Source organism: Roseomonas sp. SRI_022 (assembly GCF_057586215.1).
This window is the reverse complement of record NZ_JBYCZL010000027.1, coordinates 1-21,860: the sequence shown is the minus strand read 5'-3', so window position 1 is coordinate 21,860 and position 21,860 is coordinate 1. Positions and strand designations below refer to the sequence as shown.

Here is a 21,860-nt window from a genome sequence, read left to right as displayed (position 1 = left end):
TGACCCCATAAACGGATCGGCGCCCGAGCAGGCGCCGGCCCCTCAAGGGAGTTTCATCCATGCCCGGTCCCGTGATCGGCCGTCGCGGTGCGCTGGCCGCCGGCCTTGCCCTGCCCTTCATCGGCCCCGCCCTCGCCCAGCAGGCCGAGCCCTATGTCATGGGCTCCCTGTTCCCGATGAGCGGCCCGAACGCGGAATTCGGGGAGGCCTTCACCCGCGGCGCGCAGGTCGCGCTGTCCCATATCGCCGCCGACAACATGCTGCGCCGCCCGGTCCGCCTGCAGGCCGAGGACAGCCAGGCGCTGCCGCAGCCCTCCGTCGTCGGCATGAACAAGCTGATCAGCGTGGACCGCGCCTCCTGGGTGCTGGTGTCCTGGACGGCGACCTCGAAGGCCGTCGCACCCATCGGTGACCGCGCGAAGGTCATCATGGTCAATGGCGGCGCGGTGGGGCCGGACCTCGCGGCGCTGTCCCCGTATTTCTGGAACGTCATCGCGCTCGCGCATCTGGAAGTGCAGGTCATGGTGCCCTTCCTGGTGCGCCAGCGGAATGCGAAGCGGGTCGCGCTGATCTATGTCGATGACCCGCTCGGTGACGGCATCCTGGCCCAGCTGCGCGAACAGATGCCGCGCAATGGTGGCGAGCTGGTCGGCAGCTTCTCCGTCCCGCGCGCTGCGCAGCAATTCGGTCCTGTGGTCGCCCGCGTGCGGCAGGCGCGGCCCGATGCGGTCTATGTCGCATCCTTCGGTGCGCAGAACGCGCAGATCGTGAAGGCGCTGCGCGACAACGGCGTGACGCAAGTGATCTGTTCCTATTCCGGCTTCGGCATCGACAGCCTGCGCACCATGCCCGAGGCCGAAGGCGCGCTGTTCACGTCGCAGAAGCTGGAATTCGCCGGCAGTCACGCGCTGACGCGCCGCTTCGCCGCCGACTTCCAGTCCCGCTTCGGTGCGGCACCGCTCGTCTATCACGCCAACTACTACAACGCGGCCTATCTGTTCGGCCTGCTGGCCCGCCAGGTGGAACAGGCCGGCGGCACCGTGAACGGGGAGACGCTACGCGCCGCGATGCTCGCCACCCGCAAGTTCGACCTGGTCGGTGGCGAGGGCGAGTTCGACGAGAACGGCAACATGCTGACGCAGATGCAGGTCAACGAGATCCGCGGCCAGCAATTCGTCCCGGTCGGCTGATCGCCGCCACATGCTGTTCCTGCAACTGCTGCTCAACGGGCTGCAGGTCGGGGCGATCTACGCCCTGACCGCCGCGGGCTTCGCGCTGATCTTCGGCGCGACGAAGATCTTCCACGTCGCGCATGGCACGGCCTTCACCATCGCGGGCTATGTCTTCCTGTTTGCCTGGCGTGCCGGCTGGCCGGGCTGGGCGGGCACGGCCGCGGCAATCGTCGCGGCGACCGTCTTCGGCATCGCCATGGAACGCTTCGTCTATCGCCCGATCCAGCGGCATGAGGGTTCCTTCTTCACCGTCTTCGTCGCCGCCTTCGGGGTGGGCATCGTGGTGCAGAACATCATCGGCATGATCGCCGGGCGTGGCTTCGCGACGGTGGACACGCCGCTCTCCTTCTCGGCCGAGATCATCCCGGACATCTTCGTCGCGCCCATGCTGTGGATCGCGCTCGGCACGGCGGCGGTGCTGTTCGCGGCATTGACGCTGTTCCTCACGCGCCATCCGGCAGGCGTGGCGCTGCGCGCGCTGGCGCAGAACCCAGACCTGATCCGCACCTATGGGCTGTCGTCCAACGGGTTGTCCGTGCTCGCCTTCGCGATCGGCTCCGCGCTCGCGGCACCCGCGGCGATCGTCACCGTCATGACCACCGGGCTGAACGAGGCGATTGGCCATCAGGTGATGCTGATCTCCATCGCCGCCACCATCGTGGGCGGCATCGGGTCCCTGCGCGGGGCGGCACTCGCGGGGCTTATGCTCGGCATCGCGGAGAGCCTCGCGCTGCAATTCGTCGATACGCAATGGGCGGAAGCGGTGTCCTTCCTCGTGCTGTTCGGCTTCATCATCTTCCGCCCGGCGGGGATCTTCGGCGTGGTTCAGACGCGATGACAGCGTTCCTCATCAACCTTGCGACGCTCGCGGCCATCTCGGGCATCCTCGCCTCGACGCTGAACTTCATCGTCGGCTATGCGGGGATCTTCTCGGTCGCGCATGCGGTGTTCTTCGGGCTCGGCGCCTATGGCGGCGCGCAGATCGCGCTGTTGCTGGTGCCCGATCCCTTCCTCGCCTGCCTGGCCGCGGCGGTGATCGCAGGCGGGCTCTCGCTGTGCCTCGCGCTACCGGCATTGCGGGTGCGTGGGGAGTATTTCGTCGCCGCATCCCTCGGCCTGCAGATGGTCGCGGCTACGTTGTTCGCCGAGTTGAAGCCGCTGACCGGCGGCATAGGCGGGCTGGTCGGTATCCCGCGCCCCGAAATCTTCGGCGTGGTGGTGCCGGTGCTGCCGCTGGCGCTGGTGGCTCTGGCGCTGATCCTCTGGGCGACCGCTCGGCTGCAGGGCGGAGCCTTCGGGCGCACGCTGCAATCGATCCGCGATGCGGACAGTGCGGCGGAATCACTCGGCAAGAACGTCAATGCGGCGAAGACGCTCGCCGTCGCCTTCGCCTGCGCGGGGGCGGGCATCGCCGGCGCGCTCTATGCGCTGCACCTATCCTTCATCAACGTCGAGTCCTTCACCCTCGACCAGTCGATCCAGATCATGGCGATGGTCATCATCGGCGGGGCGGGGACGCTGTGGGGGCCACTGGTCGGCGCGGTGCTGCTGCTGTCGCTGCCGGCGGTGATCTCCTTCATCCCCTTCATCCCGCCGACCGAGGTCGGCGCCGTGCAGCAGATCATCTACGGCGGTGCGATGACGCTGCTGATGATCTTCCGACCCGCCGGGCTGGTGGGCGACCTGTCCAAGGGGAAGTCCACGGCATGACCGAGGTGGTGCTGCGCAGCGAGAACCTCGCCCGCGCCTTCGGCGGGTTGCAGGCGGTGGCCGGCGTCTCGCTCTCGCTCCATGCCGGCCAGGTCACAGCCCTGGTCGGGCCGAACGGGGCGGGCAAGACAACGACCTTCAACCTGATCACAGGCAATCTCCGCGCCGATTCCGGCACGGCGGAGATCCGCGGCAGGCCGATCATGGGGCTGAAGCCCTGGCAGGTCGCGCGGCTCGGCGTCGCGCGGTCCTACCAGGACCTGCGGCTGTTCACGCATATGACGGTGCGGGAAAACGTGCTCGCAGCGACCGAGGTCTCGTCCTGGTTCTGGCAGCCTGGAGGCAGGCAGGCGCAGCAGCGGCGCGCGACGCGCGCCGAGGCAGCGATGGAGGCGACGGGGCTCACCGCGCTGGCCGATGCGCGCGCTGTGGACCTCGCCTATGCCGAGCGCAAGTTCCTCTCCATGGCGCGCATCCTCGCGGCCGAGGCGGATATCTGGCTGCTCGACGAACCGGCCTCGGGGCTCGACCTCGCCTCCCGCATCCGCTTCGGCACATTGCTGAAAGACGCGCAGGCGCACGGCGTGGCGATCTGCCTGATCGAGCACAATCTCGACGTGGTGGTGGAACTGTCGAACCGCATCGCCTTCCTCGACCAGGGCAAGGTGCTCGCGGAAGGCGACCCGGACACCATCCTCAAGGATCCCGCCCTCGCCGCCATCTATTTCGGCGACCGGCCGCAGGAGGCGGCGTGAGCACCACCGCAATCCAGGCATCCGGCCTGTCCGCCGGCTATGGCGGGCGGGAGGTGCTGCAGGATGTCTCCCTCACGCTCAAGGCCGGGGAAATCCTGTGCCTGATCGGCCATAACGGCGCGGGCAAGTCCACGCTGCTGCGCGTGCTGTTCGGGCTGCACCGGCCATCGGCCGGCAGCACCACGGTGTTCGGGCAGGCGCTGCCGAACCACACCCCCGCCGCACTCGGCGCGGCCGGCGTCGCGCTGGTGCCGGAAGGCCGCGGCGTCTTCCCGGACCTGACGGTCGAGGAGATCTTCGGCCTCGCCTTGTGGTCGGCCGGCGTGCCGAAATCCAGCCAGCGCGAGCGCATCGAAGAAGTGCTGGAGGTGCTGCCGCGTATCAAGGAGTTCCGGACGCGGCGCGCCGGCACGCTGTCGGGCGGGCAGCAGCAGATGGTCTCGATCGGGCGCGCGCTGCTGACGCGTCCGCGGGCGCTGCTGCTCGATGAACCGTCCATTGGCCTCGCGCCCAAGCTGTTCCAGGACCTGATCCGCCCGATCGCCGAGTTGCGCCGGTCCCACGGCATGGCGATCCTGCTGGTGGAGCAGAATGTCCGCGAGGCCTTCGCCGTGTCCGACCGCGTGCTGGTGATGCGGTCGGGCAAGTTCATCTTCGAAGGTGCGCCCGGCGAGCTCGACGACCACGCGAAACTGATGGAATTGTTCTGAGGCGGTTCAGCCCACCGGGTCGCAGCGCAGTTCGAAGCGGCATTCGGGGTCCCCGGCCGCGGCACACGCGACTTCCCGGCAGCGCGGTTCTGCGGCGCGTCCCGCAATCTCCAGGATGTAGCGCATGCCGCCGGCGAAGCTGCCCTCGAAGGTGTAGCACACGCAGCGTCCCGTCTCCGGCCCATAGCCGAGCGCGAAGGCGGAATGGCGCACCACGACCTCGGCGCTGCCCGTCGCTTCATCGAGCGCGGTGATCTCCATCCGCCCATAGCCGCGCTGGGACAACCGGCGGAGGTAGTGGCGGAAGGTGTCGACCGGGGACAGGCCGTGCGTCTTCGCCTCCGCCCGGCACCATTGCAGCGCCGACAGGTCGCTCGACGCGTAGAGGATGCTGCGATAGGCCTCGGCGCCGATGGCGGTCTCGATGCCCTTCTGCATGTTCACCAGGAAATGCCGCGGCAGATAGATCATCGGCAGGCCGTCGGTGCGCCAGATCCCGGTTTCAGGATCGACGTCGATAGGAACCTCCGGCTGGGCCATGAATTCTCCTGATGCGGCTGGCCCGAAGGCCATGGTGACGCGCCAAGGTGACGGTCGATGCGGGCTTCTGGCAACTGCGCGTCAGCGCCGGTGCCCCGACACCTCTTCCCCCGCATCCGGTGCCAACCGCGCATGCAGCGGCACCGACATCACCGCCACCAGCGCCGCGATGAGGAAGCCGCGCGAGAAATCCACCGGCAACAGGTCGGCCCGGCCGGCCAGGGTGGAGGACACCTCCAGCGTCGCCGTCGCCAGCACCACGCCCAGCGCAGGCGTCAATTGCTGCAGCGTGCCGTAGAAGGCGGTGGCCGCCGACATGCGCTCCGAGGGCACATCGGCGAAGGCGAGCGTGTTCATCGCCGTGAACTGCAGGCTGCGCGCCAAGCCACCGGCCGCCAGCAGCGCGAAGATCGCGATGGAGGGCCAGCCCGGCCCCACCAACGCCAGAGTCGCGATGCCGATCGCCGCCACCACGCCATTGATCATCAGCGCGCCGCGGAAGCCGGTACGCTTCAGCAGCGGCCTCACCAGCGGCTTCATCGCAAAGGCGCCGAGAGCCGTGGCGAAGGAAACGAGGCCGCTCTGCGAGGCGCTCATCCCGAAGCCGATCTGCAGCATGACAGGGATCAGGAAGGGGATGGCCCCCGCGCCGGTGCGGAAGATGCTCCCGGCCAGCGCCGCGTCGCGAAAGGTCGGGATCGACAGCAGCGACAGATCGACCGCCGGCCGCTTCACCCGCAGGCAATGGCGGATGGCGAAGCCCCCGGTCACCAGGCCCAGCGCGAGCCCGGCCCATGACACGACCGGCGGCGCGACATGCCGCCCGACCGTCTCCAGCCCGAACATCACCAGGGCCAGTGCGAGGCCGGTCAGCGCGAGGCCCACGACATCCGGCGGCCCCGGCTTGGTCGGCGGTACCGGCGGGATCTTCCAGGCGACCAGCGCGAAGCCCATCAACCCGATCGGCACGTTGATCCAGAACACCGCGCGCCAGGAAAACAGGTCGGTCAGGATGCCGCCCACCGGCGGTCCGGTCACCGGCCCCAGCAGCGCCGGCATGGTCAGCCAGGCCATGGCCGAGAGCATGTCCTTCTTCGGCACGTCGCGCAGCAGCAGCAGCCGCCCGACCGGCACCATCATCGCCCCGCCGAGGCCCTGCAGGATGCGGAAGGCGATCAGCTCGCCGAGACCCTGCGCGCGCCCGCACAGCACCGAGGAGAAGACGAAGACCAGGATCGCGAACATGAAGACGCGCTTCGCCCCGAAGCGATCCGCGATCCAGGAGGAGAAGGGGATGAAGACCGTCAGCGCCACGAGATAGGAGGTGATGGCCGCGCCGAGCCGCGCCGGATCCTCGCCGAGGTCCCGCGCCATGGACGGCAGCGCGGTGGCGAGCACCGCGCTGTCGAGATTCTGCATGAACAGCGCCGAGGCGACGATCAGCGCGATGCCGCGATGGTCGCGGGTCTCGGTCATGCCGCCGATCCCGGCCGGCGCGTCACGGCCGCAGCACCACGCGCCCGGCGCTGCGCCTCTCGCGCACCTCGGCCATGGCCTCGCGGAACTGCGCGAGGGGATAGGCCGCATGCACCTCCGGCTTCAGCGCGCCATCCTGCCACCATGTCACCAGCCGCGACCACAGATCCCGCACGCGCGGCGCGTGCAGCCGGCGATTGTCGCCCGGCGACCAGCCGACATAGGTGCCCCAGTTCACCCCCGCCACCGCGATGTTCTTCAGCAGCAGGATGTTCGCCGGGACGGTGGGAATGCCGCCGCCGGCGAAGCCGATCACCACCAGCGTCCCGCCATCGCCGAGGCAGCGCAGCGAATCGTCGAAGGCATCGCCGCCGATCGTGTCCAGCACGCAGGCGACCCCTTGCCCCCCGGTCGCATCCTTCACCGCATCGCGGAAGGGCGCGGCGCTGTCGAGCACAACGTCGGCGCCGCGGGCGCGCAGCAGCGCATGCTTGCCGGCCCCGGCGCGGGCGATGACGCGCGCGCCCATGGCCTTGGCGATCTCCACCCCGGCCAGCCCAACGCCGCCCGCCGCGCCATGCACCAGCACCCAGTCGCCCGGCGCCGGCCGCGCCCGCCACAGCAGCCCGGCCCCGGCGGTCGGGTAGGAGATCGGGAAGGCCACCGCCGCCTCGGCCGGCAGCCCGTCAGGGATGGCGGTGACGTGGATGTCGTCCACCACCACTTCCTCGGCATAGCCGCCCCAGTCGAGCACGGCGAAGACCCGCGTGCCGATGGGTGGCGCCGCGGCGTCCGGCGCGACCTCGATGATGGTGCCGACCACCTCCGTGCCCGGGGCGAAGGGCAGCGGTGGCTTGCGCTGGTACTTCCCGGCGACCACGAGCTGCGTGGCGAAGGACACGCCCGTCGCCTCGATGCGCAGGCGCACGCAACGTGGGCGCATCGGCGGCGGCGGGACGTCCTTCAGTTCCAACGCATCGAAGTCGCGCCAGGATTCACAGATGATCGCGCGCATCATTCCATCCGGATGTTGGCCGAGCGCACGATGGCGCCGAACTTGTCGTACTCGCTACGGCAGAAGGCGGCAAAGTCGGCCGGCGTATCGGCGACCGGATCGGCCCCCAGCGTCGCGAGCCGCGCCCGCACCTCGCTGTCCTGCACGGCCACGGCAACCGCGCGCTGCAGGCGCTCGGCGATCGCCATCGGCGTGCGCGGTGGCGCCCAGAAGCCATACCAGGTGGAGATCACGAGGTCCGGGTACCCCGCCTCGGCCGAGGTCGGCAGGGCGGGATACACCGTGATCCGGCGCGCGTTCAGCGCCGCGAGCGGCCGCAGCAGGCCCTCCCGCACCGCGCCGGCGCCGGCCGGTACGCTGTCGAACATCACCTGCACATTGCCCGCGATCAGGTCCTGGATCGCCGGCCCGGCGCCGCGATAGGGGATGTGCACCATGTCCACGCCGGCGATCTGCTTGAACATCTCGCCCGCCAGGTGCTGCGCACCGCCGATCGAGGAGGAGGCGTAGCTCACCCGCCCCGGATTCGCCTTGGCGTGATCGGCGAGTTCACCCAGGGACCGCACCGGCAGACGCGGGTTCACCAGCGCGACCAGCGGCACCATCGCGATGTTCGTGACCGGCAGGAAATCCGCCAGCGCGTCATAGGGCAGGCTGCGGTTGAGGTGCGGGATGATGACATGGGCCGAGGCGTTGACCAGGATCACCTGGCCATCCGGCGCGGCGCGCGCGACCTCCGCCGAGCCGATCGTCCCCGAAGCGCCGGGCTTGTTCTCGATCACCAACGGCTGCCCGAGGTCCTGCTGCGCGCGCTGCGCCGCCACGCGCCCCACCAGGTCGGTCGGCCCGCCGGGCGGGTAGGGCACGATGCAGCGCACCGGCCTGCTGGGCCAGTCCTGCGCCAGGGCGGGTGCGGCCAGCGGCGCGACTGGCAGGGCCATTGCGGCCCGGCGGCTGATCCTCATGGCGTCCCCTTCCCAATGCGTCGCTTCGCGTCAGGATAGGCGCGGACCGTCACGGAGGAAATGCGATGGACGAGGCGATGAGGCCCTATAAGGGCCTTCGGGTGCTGGACGCCGGCCAGGGGATAGCCGCGCCCTATTGCGGCATGATGCTGGCTGCCTGCGGCGCGGACGTCATCAAGCTGGAACCGGCGGAAGGCGACTGGTCACGCGGCCTCGGTACGGCGAAGGACGGTGTCTCGGTGATGACGGTGTCCTTCAACCGCGGCAAGCGGTCGGTCGTGCTCGACCTGAAATCGGCCGAAGGGCGCGCTGCGGCGGCGAAACTCGCCGCATCGGCCGATGTGCTGATCGAGGCGTTCCGCCCGGGCGTGGCCGCACGCATCGGCCTGGGGCCGGAGAATGCGAAGGCGGACGCAGTGTGCCTGTCGATCTCCGGCTTCGGGCAGTCGGGGCCCTACGCCGAACGCCCCTGCACGGATTCCGTCGCGCAGGCCTTCTCCGGCCTGGTGGCGCTGAATGACGGCGCAGACGGCGTGCCGCACAAGGTCGGCGCCTTCGTCTCGGACATGGCGACGGGCATCTACGCCTTCTCGGCGGTGCAGGTCGCGCTCGCCGCCCGCGCGCAGGACACGACGCCGCGCCGGCGCGTCATCGACATGTCGCTGATGGCCGCGACCTCCAACCTCCTGATGCAGCAGATCGGCGAATGGGGCGTGCAGGGTGGCGCAGCCGCGCCGCCGAATGCACCGGCCGGTGCCTACCAAGCGTCGGATGGCGCCTGGGTGATGGTCACGCTGGTGCGGGAAGCCGAATGGATCGCCATCGCCGAGGCCCTCGGCATCCAGGACGCCGCACGCGATCCACGCTTCGCGACCTTCCCGCTGCGCTGGGAAAATCGCGAGGCGCTGTACGCCATCGTGCGCGCTGCCTTCATCAAGCGTCCCTCGGCGGAATGGGTGCAGATCCTGCAGGGCGCGCGACTGCTGGCGGATCGCGTCAATTCGCCGCTCGACTGGCTGTCGAACGAGCATGTCGTCGCGTCCGGCGCGGTGACGCATGTGAAGCAGCCGCAGCTCGGCGAGGTGCCGCTGCCGATGCTGCCGGGCCTCGGCCACTGGCATGCGCTCGCACCCACGCTCGGGCAGCACACCGCCGAGGTACTGGCCGAGATCGGCGCGTGAGCCTGCCCGCCGCCATCGCCGCCGAGCAGCCGCGCATCGCCGCGCTGCTCGACCGGCTGGCGGCGATCGGCGCCGATGCGCCGGGCATCACGCGCCACGCCTTCGACGATCGCGAGAATGCCGCGCATGCGCTGGCGGTCGGGGAAGCGCAGCGCCTCGGCTTCGACGTGTCGCGCGATGCCGTGGCGAATCTCTACCTCACCTGGCCGGGCGCGAATCGCGCGGCACCGCGCGTGATGCTGGGATCGCATTTCGACAGCGTGCGGCATGGCGGCAATTTTGACGGCGCGGCGGGCGTGCTGGCGGCGCTCGCCGCGACATCGGCCTTGCGCGCCACGGGCTTCGCGCCAGGCGCCGACATCACCATCGCCGCCTTCCGCTGCGAGGAAGCGGTGTGGTTCGGCCTCGGCCTGATCGGCAGCCGTGCGGCACTCGGCATCCTGCCGCCGGACGCGCTGGATCGCCGCCGCGCCGATACCGGGCTGACGCTTGCCGAGCACATCGCGCGCTGCGGCGGCGATCCCGCCGCCATCGCGCCGGGCCACCGCCTGCTGCCGGCAGGGCCGATCCGCTGCTTCCTCGAAGCCCATATCGAGCAGGCGCCGAGTCTGGTCGAGGCCGGCCTGTCGCTCGCGGTGTGCACGGGCATTCCCGGCAATATCCGCCACGCCGCCATCCGCATCAGCGGGGAGGACGCGCATGTCGGCCTGCCGCGCCGCTTCCGCCGCGACGCCGCGCTGGCCGGCGCCGAGTTGTTCACCGCGCTCGACGCGCTGTGGGCGGAGGAGGAAGCCGCCGGCCGCGCCATGGCCTTGACCATCGGGCGCTTCCACACCGACACGACGAAGCACGAGCTCACGGTCGTCGCGGGTGACTTCACGCTCTCGCTCGACCTGCGTGCCTATGACGCGGCGCATCTCGCGGGTCTGGAGCAGCGCCTGCACGCCATCGTCGCTGCGGTCGCGGCCCGGCGCGGCGTGACGATCAACCTCGGCCCGCGCAACGCCGCGCCGGTCGGGCCCTGCGACCCGGCACTGCGACGCGGATTGGCCGAGGCGGCCTCGCGCATGGGCATCGCGACCATGAAACTCGGCTCGCCCGCATCGCATGATGCGGCGAATTTCGCCGCCGCCGGCATCCCCACTGGGTTGCTGCTGATCCGCAACGCGCATGGCAGCCACAACCCGCGCGAGGCGATGGATGTGCCCGACCTGATGGCGGCGGCCGCGACCTTCGCCGAATGGCTCCGCGCCGAAGCCTGACCGCTCAGGACGGCTGGATGCCGAGCTTGCGCACCAAGGCACCGTAGACCTCGCGTTCGCGGGTCAGGCGATTGGCGAAGACCTCGCCGCGCTCGAAGGTCGGCGCCATGCTCATCAGCGCCATGCCGGATGCGGCCGATGGCAGTGCCAACGCCTCCCCGATGGCGGAAGCGAGGCGGTCCACCACAGCATGCGGCGTGCCCGCCGGCGCCATCACGCCATACCACGGCACGGCGAGCGCCCGCGGATACCCGGCCTCGGCCAGGGTCGGCACATCCGGCAAGTCCGGGTTGCGCCGCTCGGCGATCGTCGCGATCGGCACCAGCCGTCCGTCCCGCACCGCCGGAAGTGCGACGGCATCGAACAACAGTTGCACCCGCCCGCCGAGCAGGTCGGTCAGCGACGGCGCCGATCCGCGATAGGGCACATGTTCCAGCCGGATGCCGGTCGCGTCCGCAAACAATTCGCCCGACAACTGCGTGATCGTCCCGTTCCCGGCCGAGCCAAAGCGCAGCGCGCCGGGATTGGCGAGGGCATAGGCCACCAGCCCCGCCAGGTCGCGGAACGGCACGGTGGGGTTCGCCGCGACCACGCCATAGGCGAAGCAGGTCATCGCCACCGGCACGAAGGCGGTCGCCGGATCGAAGGGCAGGTTCATCACATGCTGCGCGATCACCATCACCGCCGTCGGGAATGCGAGGAAGGTGTGCCCGTCCCGCGCCTGCGCCACGTATTGCGCCCCGATCGTCCCGCCGGCGCCGGCACGGTTCTCGATGACGATGGGCTGGCCGAGGATGCGCTGCAGCGGCTCGGCGATCGGACGGATCGACAGGTCGGTCGTGCCGCCGGGTGGATAGGGCGCGACCATGGTGATCGGCCGGTTCGGCCAGGCGCCCTGCGCATGCAGGGCGCGCGGGGCCGCGAGCGCGCCGGCAACGGCCAATAGCGGCCGCCGCCGCAGGGGCGTGGTGATCGGCATCGCATCCTCCCTTCCCGGCGGCTGCTGCGCGGGCTTGGTGCCATCCTGGAACCTCGGCCGCCGCCGCGGCAACGACTTCCACCCGTCGCGGCAATGTCATCACGACGCCTGCAGGGTTTCGTAGACCGCTGCGTTGCGGCCGGGGCCAACTCCGCGACCCATGCCATGCCACCCAAGGACTGACCGACCCGTGATGACTGTTGCCTCCCTCGCGCGCGGCGGCCTGCTCGCCGCCTTGCTCGGCCTCGCCGCACTGCCGCCGGGTACCGCCCATGCCGCCACGCCCGATTGCCGCGCACCGGGCGATGCCTTCGACCGGACCCTCTGCGCCGATCCCGGCCTGGCTGCGCTTGCCGCGGAGGTGGAGGCCTATCGCCGCGACATGGCCTCCATCCCCTGGCGGCGCGGCCTGCGCGAACGCCACGATGCCGCGATGGCCGCCCTGCGGCAGAACGCCGCCCGGGGCGCGGCCGCCATCCGCCAGGGCCTCCAGGCGCGCCTCGCCGCGCTGCGCGAGGAGAATGGCTGGTTCTCGACCCATGGCCTCGAGGAAGCGCCGGAACGCCGGCTGCGCACGACCTGCCTCGCGCTGCCGTCGTCGGAAGGTGCCGCGGCGCAGCGCCGTGCCTGCCGCGTGGCGGCGTTCGGCATGCTCGGCACCGTCGATGGCCGCCGCTACGCCTTCGCGCAATACGAATACCCGGCCGACCCGACCGGCGAATTGCCGCATGAGACCGCGGTGCTGGTGCTGTCGGCCGGCCAGCCCGGCGAATGGACCGTCGATATTGCCGAGCGGCTCGGCGAGGCGAGTTGCCTGCGCCCGCGCCTGGTCCGCCACGGCCAGGACAGCCTGCTCTACCTGCCCTGCGAGGAAACCGGCACTGCCGGCGGGCCGATCCCGCTGCTCTATCGCCGCGCGGGGCCGCAGAGCTTCCGCATCTGGCAGGACATCGACGCCGAGGCCTGGCTTGCCACGCTGCCGCAGCTCCTGCCGGCCGGGACGGAGACGCGCGGCTCGCCCACCCTCGACCCCGAGCGCATGGTCGTGACGTTCCGGCTGTCGCGCGACGACCGCCCGGCCGGCCAAGGCGAGGCGCGCCTCGCGATCGAGGGCGACCGCGTCGTGCTGCGCGATGTGACGATGCTCCCTGCCGCGCAGCAGCGCCGCTGATGCGGTGCCCGGCCGGATCGTGATGCGCGTCACACCGGCCACACCGCCTGCCCGCGTGCGCGCCATCCCGGCGCGTGCCATGATCCGCGCCGCCGCAAGAATGACCGGAACGCCCCCATGCGACTGATCCGCCTGCTCCTCCTGCTGGCCCTCGCCCTGCCGGGCGTCGCCGCGGCGCAATCCTTCGACCTGCCCGGGCTTGGGCGCGACAGCAGCGCCTACCAGCAGGAGATGCAGCGGCGCTTCCCTGCGGGCGGCAGCCCGCAGCAGCGCAGCGCGGCCGAGCAGCGTGCCCTGCAGGCCGATGGCCGCCGCGACTTCGCCGCCGCCGCCGCAGCGTGGGAGGAACGGATCGGCATGGGGCAGCCGACCGGCGATCATTGGCTCGCGCTCGCCCAGGCGCAGCTGAACCGCAGCCCGCCCAACAACCAGCGCGCGCTGCAGGCGGCGTGGCGCGCCTTCCAGCTTGCCCCGTATGGCGAACCCGAAGTGCCGGCACTTGCCGTGATTGCCGAGGCGCTGCGCCGCATGGACCGCCCCGTGCAGCAGATCGAGGCGCTGGAAGCCATCCTCGAACGCAGCGACAGCCCCGAGCATCGTCAGCGCCTGGAAGCCGCGCGCCGCGCCGCCGGCATGCTGGTCCGCCGCGTCACGCCGGAATCCGAGGCCGAGCCGGCCCGCGCCTGCCTGACCTTCACCAACCCGCCGGCACGCCGCACGGATTGGCAGCCGGGCGATTGGATCCGCGCCGATCCGCCGATCCCCTCGCTCGCGGTGGAACGTGAGGGCGATCAGCTCTGCGTCGCCGGCCTGCCCTGGGGCGCGACCACGCGGCTGATCCTGCGCGCCGGCCTGCCGGGCGAGGACCGCCAGAACCTGCGCCAGGACACCACGATCGGCGTCGCGATGCCGAACCGCGACCCGCGCATCGCCTTCGACACCCGCGCCTTCATCCTGCCGCGCGGGCAGGATCCGCGCGTCGGCGTCGCCACCATCAACATCAACGCCATGACGATGCGCATCGTGCGCGTGGCGGAACGCAACCTGGTGCCCCTCCGCCGCGACTGGACGCCGGGCGAGGCGCTGGAATCCTATTCCGCCGATTCGATCAGCGAGGATATGGGCCGCATCCTGTGGGAGGGCCGCGCCGAGCTGCGCGGCGTGCAGGCCAACCGCACGCTGCGATCCGCCCTGCCGCTGCCCGATGTGCTGCGCAGCGCCGGGCCGGGTGCCTATCTCGTCGTGCTGCGCAACGCCGATGCGCGGCGCGGCAGTGGCGAGACCGCCGCTCTGCCGTTCTTCGTCACCGATATCGGCCTGACCGCGTGGCGCGGGGCGGATGGGCTCGCGGTGCAGGCGCGCAGCCTGCAATCGGCCGCCATCACCACCGGGCTGCGCGTGATGCTGATGGCGCGCAACAACGAGATCCTGGCCGAGGCCCGCACCGACGCCGATGGCCTCGCGCGCTTCCCCGCGGCGCTGATGCGGGGCACGGGTCCGCTCGCGCCGGTCGCGGTGCATGCGGAGACAGCCGACGACCTCGCCGCGCTGTCGCTCGAAGCCGCGTCCTTCGACCTGTCCGACCGCGGCGCGACGGGGTTGCCGCAGCCAGGGCCGGTCGATGCCTTCCTCTGGCTCGACCGCGGCATCTTCCGGCCGGGCGAGACGGTGAACGCGGCGGCGCTGATCCGTGATCCGGCCGGCCGTCCGCTCGACCTGCCGGTGCGCCTCAGGCTGCGCCGCCCGAACGGGCAGGTCGCGGCCGAATATGTCCCGCCACGCCAGGATGGCGGCGCCATCTACTGGCCGGTGCGCCTGTCCGCCGGCGCCACCTTCGGCGTCTGGACGCTGGAGGCGCTGACCGATCCCGACGCGCCGCCGGTCGGCCGCACCACCTTCCGCGTCGAGGCCTTCCTGCCAGAGCGGCTGGAAGTGATCGCCGGTCCCGCCCCCGGTCCATTGGTGCCCGGCCCCAACGGGCTGCGCGTGCCGGTAACCGCGCGCTTCCTCTACGGCGCACCCGGCACAGGCCTGTCCGGCCAGGCCGAGATGCGCCTGCTGACCGACCCCGAACCCTTCCCCAACTGGCGCGGGTGGCGCTTCGGCCTGGCGCAGGAACAATTCGCCCCGGACCTCATCACCTTCGACATTCCGGAGACCGACGACCAGGGCCGCACCACGCTGACGCTCGACCTGCCGCAGGCGCCCGATACGACGCGCCCGGTGAAGGGCGAAGTCACCGTCTCGATGAGCGAGCCCGGTGGGCGGGAGACGCGCACGCGCTTCTCCGTCCCCGTGCGCCCGCGCGGCACGCTGGTCGCCGTGAAGCCCGCCTTCGAGAACGACGCCATCGATGCCGGCACGGAAGCCGCGTTCGACATCGCCGCCGTCTCCCCTGAAGGCCGCGCGACCAACGCCACGCTGCGCGTGCGCCTGGTCCGCGAGCGGCCGAACTGGCGCATCGTGGTGCGCGGTTCCATCGCGCGCTGGGAAACCGTGTGGCGTGACGAGCCGGTGGATGCGCAGGAGATCCGTGTCACCGCCCAGCAGCCCGCGCGCTTCGCGCGTTCCCTTGCCTTCGGCCGCTACCGGCTGGAAGTGACGGATGCCAATGGCCTCGGCATCACCTCCATCCGCTTCCGCTCCGGCTGGGCGGGGGTGGAGAGTGCGGAGATCCCTGACCGCGTGGACGTCGCCGCCGATCGCCGCGCGTACATGCCCGGCGACACCGCGCGCATCCGCATCACGCCGCCCTTCGCCGGTCGTGCCTCGGTCGCCGTGATGACCGACCGGCTGGTGTCGGTGCGCGAGATCCAGGTCGCCGAGGGCGGCACCGATGTCGAGGTTCCCGTCGATGCCGCCTGGGGTCCCGGCGCTTATGTAACCGTGACCGTCTTCCGCGCCGGCGAGACCCGGTCCGGCCAACCCGGCCGTGGCCTCGGCCTCGCCTGGGTGGGTATCGACCCGGCGCCGCGCACGCTGGGCGTTGCGATCGACACGCCGACGCTGGTGCGCCCGCGCCAGCGGGTCGAGATCCCGGTGCGCGTGACCAACGCAGCGGGGCCGGTGCAACTGACCCTCGCCGCGGTGGATGAGGGCATCCTGCGCCTGACCAACTTCGCCAATCCCGATCCGATGGCGCATTTCCTCGGCCGTCGCCGGCTCGGCGTCGATATCCGCGACGATTACGGTCGCCTGATCGCGCCGGCCGAAGGCGAGCTCGCCCTGCTGCGCCAGGGTGGTGACGAGAATGACGGGGCGGACGCGATCCAGCCGCCGCAGCGTCTCGTCTCGCTGTTCTCCGGCGTGGTGCGCGCCGGGCCGGATGGGGTGGCGATGGTGCCGCTCGACATTCCCGACTTCGCCGGCGAACTGCGCCTGATGGCAGTGGCCTGGGAAGGCACGCGCGTCGGCGCCGGCGCCCGTGCGATGACGGTACGCGACCAGGTGGTGGCGGAAGCGCTGCTGCCGCGCTTCCTCGCCCCGGGCGATGAGGCGCGTCTCGCCGTGCTGCTGCATAACGTCGAATTGCCGGCGGGCGAGATCGCCGCCGAGTTGAGCGCGACCGGCGGGCTTTCCATCGCCGGGCCGACACGGCTCGCGGCGAACCTCGCCACCGGCGCGCGCGCGCAGCCCTTCACCACGCTGCGTGCGACGGAAGGCGGCGAAGGCGTGCTGCGCCTTGCCGTCACCGGCCCGAATGGCTTCCGCGTGGAACGTGAGAGCCGCATCACCATCCGGTCCTCCCGCCCGCGGGTGACGGAAGTGGCGGGCGCGGAATTGCCGCCCGGTGTCGAATTGCCGCTCACCGTCCCGGCCGATCGCTTCGTCAACGGCGCCTGGCGCGCCAGCGCGTCCTTCGGCGCGGTGGTGCGCTTCGACGTCGCAGCGATGCTGCGCGCGGTGGAGGACTTCCCCCTCGCCTGCCTCGAACAATCCGCGTCGCGGGCGCTCGCACTCTCCGCCGGCCTTGCCGGGGAAGCCGATCCCGAACGCGCGATCCGCTTGCAGCGCGCGGTGGATGCCATTCTCGACCGCCAGCGCTTCGATGGCTCCTTCAGCATGTGGAGCGCGAGCGGCGAGACGCAGCAATGGCTGACGCCCTATGCCGTCGAGGCACTGATCCGCGCCCGCACCGCGGGTGCGACGGTGCCCGAAGGCGCGCTGCGGGAGGCGCTGCGCTTCCTCGACGAAGCCATCGAGGATGCCGGCGGCGACAGCCCGATGGAACGCGCTGCGCAGGCCTATCGCCTGCACGCCATGGCGCTCGCCGGCCAGCCGCGCCTCGGTGCCGCACGGCGGTTGATGGAGAGCCTCAACGAGTTGCCGACGCAGCTCTCCCGCGCGCAGCTCGCCGCCACCTTCGCGCGCGGCGGCGACACTGTCCGCGCCGAGCAAGCTTTCACCGCCGCCCTCGCCGCGACGGGCCGGCGCTTCTGGTCCTTCGACTACGGCAGCGCGCCGCGCGACGCGCTGGCGACAACCTTGCTGCTGCGCGAAAGCGGGCTGCTCACCGACCGCCTGAACCAGGCGCTGTCCGTGCTGCCCGGCGCGGAGTTCACGCCGATGCGCAGCAGCACGCAGGAACAGGCCTGGGCGGTGCTCGCCGCACAGGTGCTCGGCCAGGGCACACGCGCCGCCACCGTCGCGGTGAACGGTTCCGCCCTGCCGCCGGGACCCGTGGTGGTCACACCGCTGACCGCGTCGGGAACCGCACGCAACCTCGGTGGCGCGCCGGTGTGGCAGGCGGTGTCGATCACCGGCATCCCGCGCCAGGCGCTGCCCGCCGCGCGCGAGGGCTTCCGCGTGACGCGCCGCTTCTTCGCGCTGAACGGGGAGCCGCTGAACCTCGACACGCTGTCGCAGAACACGTCGTTCATCCTGCTGATGGAACTGCGCAGCGAAACCAACGACCGGCATGAGGCAATGCTGACGCAAGGGTTGCCCGCAGGATGGGAAATCGCCTCCCGCCTGCCCGCCGGCGATGTCGCCGGCATGCCCTGGCTCGGCACGCTGACCGAGGTGGACAGCCAGCCGGCACTCGACGATCGCTACGCCGCGGCGGTGACAATCACCCAGCCTCGGCCCTTCGCCCGCGTCGCGGTACGGCTGCGGGCGGTCACGCCAGGGACGTTCGAACTGCCCGGGGCGGAAGCGCAGGATATGTACCGGCCGGGGATCTTCGCGCGGCAGAACACGGCGCGGATTACGGTGCTGCCGTGATGGCTGTGGGTGGGCATTGGAGGGGCGCTGCCCCTCCAAACCACCCCGCCAGGGGGCAACAGCCCCCTGGACCGCGGGAACCTGGTTTTGGGCACGGAGGTACCGCTGCCTTGGACGCGGCGCTCCTGTGCCCGGCGCCCGGAAAATCTGCTGGCCACCATTCCCTGTGCGCGCCCCGCCCAGCACCAAGTATCGGTTTCCAAAGGCCCTTAGGCCTTTGGTGGGGAGAGGTTCGGAGAGGGGCGACGCCCCTCTCCGACGCGCCGTCATGCGCCGCCTGATCTGGCTTCCCCTCGCTGTTGCCCTCCTCGCCGCGCCTTTCGCGCTTGACCGCGCCTTCCCGCTCGATCTCACGCGCCTGAACGCGACAGGCGCCGAGGTGCTGGACCGTGACGGCCGTACGCTTTCCGTCCTGCCCGCGCCGGGCGGCACCTGGCGTCTGCGCACGACGACCGGTGATGTGCCGGCGTCGCTCACCGACCTGCTCATCGCCGCGGAGGATCGGCGCTTCCGCAGCCATCCCGGTGTCGATCCCATCGCGCTCGGGCGTGCGACGGTGCAGTGGATCCGCGCGGGGCGGGTCGTGTCGGGCGGATCGACGCTGACGATGCAGGCGGCGCGGCTGCTGGAACCGCGGCCGCGCAATCTGCGCTCCAAGGCGATCGAGATCTTCCGCGCGCTGCAACTCGAAGCGCAGTTCAGCAAGGATGAGATCCTCGGCATCTGGCTGACGCTGGCACCGCAGGGCGGGAACATTGAGGGGCTGCGCGCGGGCAGCCTCGCCTGGTTCGGCCGGCCGGCGGCGCGGCTGGATGCGGCGGAATCGGCGCTGTTGATCGCGCTTGCCCGGCGGCCCGCCTCGCTGCGGCCGGACCGGCACCCGGACGCGGCGCGGGCAGCGCGGGATGCGGTGCTGGCGCGGCGCGGTGGGCCGGCGGCGGGGATCTCGGCCGAGGATCGCGACCTGGCGATGGCGACCGCCATGCCGGCGCGGCGCCTGTCGATGCCGCGCCTTGCGCCGCATCTGGCCCGCGAGATGGCGCGCGGTGCTGCGGGCAGCGTGACGCTGACCCTCGATGCCGGGCTGCAACGCGCGACGGAACGCCTCGCGGCCGAGGTGCTGGAGACGCTGCCCGACCGTGCGGCGCTCGCCATCGTCGTTGCCGATGTCGCGACGCGGGAGGTGCGCGCGCTGATCGGCGGGGAATGGGGGGCGGAATCGCGCGCCGGGGCGCTGGACCTGACGCGGGCGGTGCGCTCGCCGGGCTCGACGCTGAAGCCGTTCCTGTATGCGATGGCGTTCGAGCGCGGCATCGCCACGTCATCGACCATCGTGGCCGACCTGCCGCGGCATTTCGGAGCCTACGCGCCGGAGAATTTCGGCCGCGACTTCGCCGGGCGGGTGACAGCGGCCGATGCACTGCGCATGTCGCTGAACCTGCCTGCCGTGGCGCTTCTCGATCAGGTCGGGGCGCTGCGCTTCGCCTCGGCGCTGAAAATGGCCGGGGCGGCGCCGCGGCTGCCGCGCGGGGCGGATGCGTCGCTGCCGCTCGCGCTGGGTGGCGCGGGGACGACACTGCGGGAGATGACGGCGCTCTACGCGACGATCGCCGATCACGGCCGTTCCCGGCCGCTGCGCCTGACCCCCGGCGAACAGCCTGAACCGCAGCAGGCGGTGGAACGCCGCGCCGCGGATGCGGTTGCCGCCATCCTCGTTCAGAACTTCCCTGGCGGCGGGCCTTCGGGCATTGCGTGGAAGACCGGTACCTCCTGGGGCGGGCGGGATGCCTGGGCGCTCGGCTTCGATGCGCGGCACGTGGCGGGCGTGTGGATCGGGCGGCCGGACGGCACGGCGATGCCGGGCGCGACCGGGCGGCAGGCGGCGCTGCCAGTGCTGGCGCGCGTCTTCGCGCTGCTGCCTGAAGCGCCGCGCGAGCGCCTGCGGGTAATGGCCGATGCTGCACGTCGGCAGGCACCGGCCGATCGGCTGCGGTTGCTGTTCCCGCCACCCGGCGCGGCGCTCACCGAGGGCGCAGGGCCGGTCACGCTGCGCGCGGCGGGTGGGCGGCGGCCGCTCGCCTTCCTGGTGGATGGCGCGCCGTTGGCGGTGGAACCGGCACGGCGGGAAGTTGCGTGGACGCCACCGGGCCCAGGCTTCTATCGCGTCACCGTGCTGGATGCGGAGGGCGCGGCGACCTCGGTTGCGATCCGCGTGCGACCAGCCGATGCGCCGCCAGTGGGCACGCCTTCGGTTGTGCTCATCCCCGCATCCGTTCCGGCCGCTGCGCCATAGCGCGTCGTCGGGCCGCGCCGCACGCGCGTGGGTGTCACATCACCATGCCGAGCAGCCACATCGCCGCCACCCCCGTGGCGATGGCGGCGGCCAGGTTGCGCGTCGCCGCCTGCGCCACGACGACGATCGCCGCGGCGATGAAGCCCCTTAGCCCCTGCATCGCGAGCGCCGGCGCGACATAAGCGACGAAGATCGGCCCCGGCAGGTGCTGCAGCGTCACCTCGACGTAGCGCGGTGGGCGCAAGGCGCGGAACAGCGCATAGCCCCCCGCCCGGCACAGATAGGTCGCCAGCGCCATGCCGAGGATCGCGAGCAGGACATCGAGCCGCAGCGTCATGCCCGCCGCAGCTCCATCCACGCGCCTAACGCCGCCCCCGACAGCGCGCCCGCCAGCAGCGGCCAGGGCGCGCCGAGCCCCGCCTGCCACGCCGCGAGCGACACGGCCGCCGCCAGCATCCAAGGCAACAGGTCCCGCCGCACGCCCTGCCACACCGGCACCAGGATGGCGCAGAAGGTCGCGACCGCGGCGAAATACAGCGGGTGCCCCGGCGGCAATCGCACCACCGCGCCGAGCACATGCCCGGCCGAGACTGCGATCATCCAGAAGAACCACAGCGCCAGCGCGACGCCGAGCAGGAAGCCCGCATCCCGCCCGCCGCGCCGCATCTCGGCAGCCGACAGCGCGTAGGAATGGTCCACCAGCGTCGCCAGCGTCCCCCAAAGCCGCCAGCCGCGCAGCCTGTCGAGCCACGGCGCGAGTGCCGCGCCCATCGGCGCGAGGCGCATGTTCACGACCAGCGCGGCCAGCGTCGCCGCGGCGACCGGCGCCGGTTCAGTCCACAGCTCCAGCGCCAGCAGCTGCGAGGACCCGGCGAAGACCAGCCCCGACATCACCAGCGTCTCGAGCATCGACAGCCCCTTGGCGTCGGAGATCACGCCGACCACCAGGCCGAAGGGGAAAGTGCCGATCACCAGCGGGATGGCCTGCCGGGCGCCGCGCAGCACGCCGCCGCGGGTGAAGACGATGCCGGGCCCGCTCATCCGCGCCGCGCCGCGAGCAGCCGTTCCTCGGCCTCGGCCGGATCCATCCCGAGCACCCGGCGGGCCAGGCCCTGCGCGAAGCCGCCGCGGGCGAGCGCGCCGAGCGCCTTGCGCCGCGCCTCGGCATCGACCTCCTCGCGCGCGAAGGGACCGATCCGGCGGCGGCGGCAATAGGCGAGCGCGGCGGCGAGTTCCGCCTCCTCGCCTTCGGGCATCGCCGCGGCGGCGGTCTCGGCCGCGACACCCTTGGCCGACAGATGCGCGGCGATCGCCCGGCGTGACCGCCCGGCGCGGGACAGACGCCGCG

At 71.7% G+C, this 21,860-nt stretch carries 18 protein-coding genes; 10 read left to right on the top strand and 8 right to left on the bottom strand.

Annotated features, from left to right (window positions below; all coding sequences use genetic code 11):
• The first annotated feature begins 59 nt into the window (after window positions 1-59).
• The 5 genes from AC2YHJ_RS22125 to AC2YHJ_RS22105 are packed head-to-tail and all read left to right on the top strand — an operon-like array spanning window position 60 to window position 4,407.
• Window positions 60-1,190: an ABC transporter substrate-binding protein gene (locus AC2YHJ_RS22125; RefSeq protein WP_487398345.1), complete on the top strand. Its 1,131-nt coding sequence runs from the start codon at window positions 60-62 to the stop codon at window positions 1,188-1,190.
• Window positions 1,191-1,200: 10 nt separating this feature from the next.
• Window positions 1,201-2,070, top strand: a complete 870-nt coding sequence (locus AC2YHJ_RS22120) for a branched-chain amino acid ABC transporter permease (protein WP_487398344.1) — start codon at window positions 1,201-1,203, stop codon at window positions 2,068-2,070.
• Complete coding sequence (locus AC2YHJ_RS22115; RefSeq protein ID WP_487398343.1) at window positions 2,067-2,942, top strand: branched-chain amino acid ABC transporter permease; 876 nt, start codon at window positions 2,067-2,069, stop codon at window positions 2,940-2,942. Before AC2YHJ_RS22120 ends, AC2YHJ_RS22115 begins: the two co-directional genes overlap by 4 nt.
• Window positions 2,939-3,697, top strand: coding sequence for an ABC transporter ATP-binding protein (locus AC2YHJ_RS22110; RefSeq protein WP_487398342.1), 759 nt, complete (start codon window positions 2,939-2,941; stop codon window positions 3,695-3,697). Before AC2YHJ_RS22115 ends, AC2YHJ_RS22110 begins: the two co-directional genes overlap by 4 nt.
• Window positions 3,694-4,407, top strand: coding sequence for an ABC transporter ATP-binding protein (locus AC2YHJ_RS22105; RefSeq protein WP_487398341.1), 714 nt, complete (start codon window positions 3,694-3,696; stop codon window positions 4,405-4,407). Before AC2YHJ_RS22110 ends, AC2YHJ_RS22105 begins: the two co-directional genes overlap by 4 nt.
• A 6-nt stretch (window positions 4,408-4,413) precedes the next feature.
• Here the strand turns inward: AC2YHJ_RS22105 and AC2YHJ_RS22100 are convergent, their stop codons facing one another.
• From AC2YHJ_RS22100 to AC2YHJ_RS22085, 4 genes are all read right to left on the bottom strand, one after another.
• Complete coding sequence (locus AC2YHJ_RS22100) at window positions 4,414-4,947, bottom strand: DUF5943 domain-containing protein (RefSeq protein ID WP_487398340.1); 534 nt, start codon at window positions 4,945-4,947, stop codon at window positions 4,414-4,416.
• Between the two features lie 81 nt (window positions 4,948-5,028).
• Window positions 5,029-6,423, bottom strand: a complete 1,395-nt coding sequence (locus AC2YHJ_RS22095) for an MFS transporter (protein ID WP_487398339.1) — start codon at window positions 6,421-6,423, stop codon at window positions 5,029-5,031.
• A gap of 22 nt (window positions 6,424-6,445) precedes the next feature.
• On the bottom strand, window positions 6,446-7,438 hold the full coding sequence (locus AC2YHJ_RS22090) for an NADPH:quinone oxidoreductase family protein (protein ID WP_487398338.1): 993 nt from the start codon (window positions 7,436-7,438) through the stop codon (window positions 6,446-6,448).
• The gene (locus tag AC2YHJ_RS22085; RefSeq protein ID WP_487398337.1) at window positions 7,438-8,403 is read right to left on the bottom strand and encodes a Bug family tripartite tricarboxylate transporter substrate binding protein; all 966 of its coding nucleotides are present in this window, start codon (window positions 8,401-8,403) and stop codon (window positions 7,438-7,440) included. Before AC2YHJ_RS22085 ends, AC2YHJ_RS22090 begins: the two co-directional genes overlap by 1 nt.
• 65 nt (window positions 8,404-8,468) lie before the next feature.
• Between AC2YHJ_RS22085 and AC2YHJ_RS22080 the strand changes: the two genes are divergently transcribed.
• The gene (locus AC2YHJ_RS22080; protein ID WP_487398336.1) at window positions 8,469-9,584 is read left to right on the top strand and encodes a CaiB/BaiF CoA transferase family protein; all 1,116 of its coding nucleotides are present in this window, start codon (window positions 8,469-8,471) and stop codon (window positions 9,582-9,584) included.
• Window positions 9,581-10,846 (top strand): hydantoinase/carbamoylase family amidase, encoded by a 1,266-nt coding sequence (locus AC2YHJ_RS22075; RefSeq protein WP_487398335.1) that lies wholly within the window; start codon window positions 9,581-9,583, stop codon window positions 10,844-10,846. Before AC2YHJ_RS22080 ends, AC2YHJ_RS22075 begins: the two co-directional genes overlap by 4 nt.
• Window positions 10,847-10,850: 4 nt before the next feature.
• Here the strand turns inward: AC2YHJ_RS22075 and AC2YHJ_RS22070 are convergent, their stop codons facing one another.
• Window positions 10,851-11,825 carry a Bug family tripartite tricarboxylate transporter substrate binding protein gene (locus tag AC2YHJ_RS22070; protein ID WP_487398334.1) on the bottom strand — a complete coding sequence of 325 codons (975 nt, stop codon included), beginning with the start codon at window positions 11,823-11,825 and terminating at the stop codon, window positions 10,851-10,853.
• A gap of 193 nt (window positions 11,826-12,018) precedes the next feature.
• On the opposite strand from AC2YHJ_RS22070, the gene AC2YHJ_RS22065 reads away from it, so the two are divergent.
• From AC2YHJ_RS22065 to pbpC, 3 genes are all read left to right on the top strand, one after another.
• Window positions 12,019-12,996: a hypothetical protein gene (locus AC2YHJ_RS22065; protein WP_487398333.1), complete on the top strand. Its 978-nt coding sequence runs from the start codon at window positions 12,019-12,021 to the stop codon at window positions 12,994-12,996.
• 117 nt (window positions 12,997-13,113) lie between these two features.
• Complete coding sequence (locus AC2YHJ_RS22060; protein WP_487398332.1) at window positions 13,114-18,219, top strand: alpha-2-macroglobulin family protein; 5,106 nt, start codon at window positions 13,114-13,116, stop codon at window positions 18,217-18,219.
• 268 nt (window positions 18,220-18,487) lie between these two features.
• Entirely contained in the window at window positions 18,488-20,512 is a 2,025-nt protein-coding gene (gene pbpC / locus AC2YHJ_RS22055; protein ID WP_487398331.1) for a penicillin-binding protein 1C, read from the top strand.
• 34 nt (window positions 20,513-20,546) lie between these two features.
• Here the strand turns inward: pbpC and AC2YHJ_RS22050 are convergent, their stop codons facing one another.
• The 3 genes from AC2YHJ_RS22050 to AC2YHJ_RS22040 form a co-directional block, all read right to left on the bottom strand.
• Window positions 20,547-20,849 carry an AzlD family protein gene (locus AC2YHJ_RS22050; protein ID WP_487398330.1) on the bottom strand — a complete coding sequence of 101 codons (303 nt, stop codon included), beginning with the start codon at window positions 20,847-20,849 and terminating at the stop codon, window positions 20,547-20,549.
• On the bottom strand, window positions 20,846-21,553 hold the full coding sequence (locus AC2YHJ_RS22045; protein ID WP_487398329.1) for an AzlC family ABC transporter permease: 708 nt from the start codon (window positions 21,551-21,553) through the stop codon (window positions 20,846-20,848). Before AC2YHJ_RS22045 ends, AC2YHJ_RS22050 begins: the two co-directional genes overlap by 4 nt.
• On the bottom strand, window positions 21,550-21,860 hold a 311-nt coding region (locus tag AC2YHJ_RS22040; RefSeq protein ID WP_487398328.1), incomplete at its 5' end, for a RecX family transcriptional regulator. The genes AC2YHJ_RS22040 and AC2YHJ_RS22045, both read right to left, overlap by 4 nt.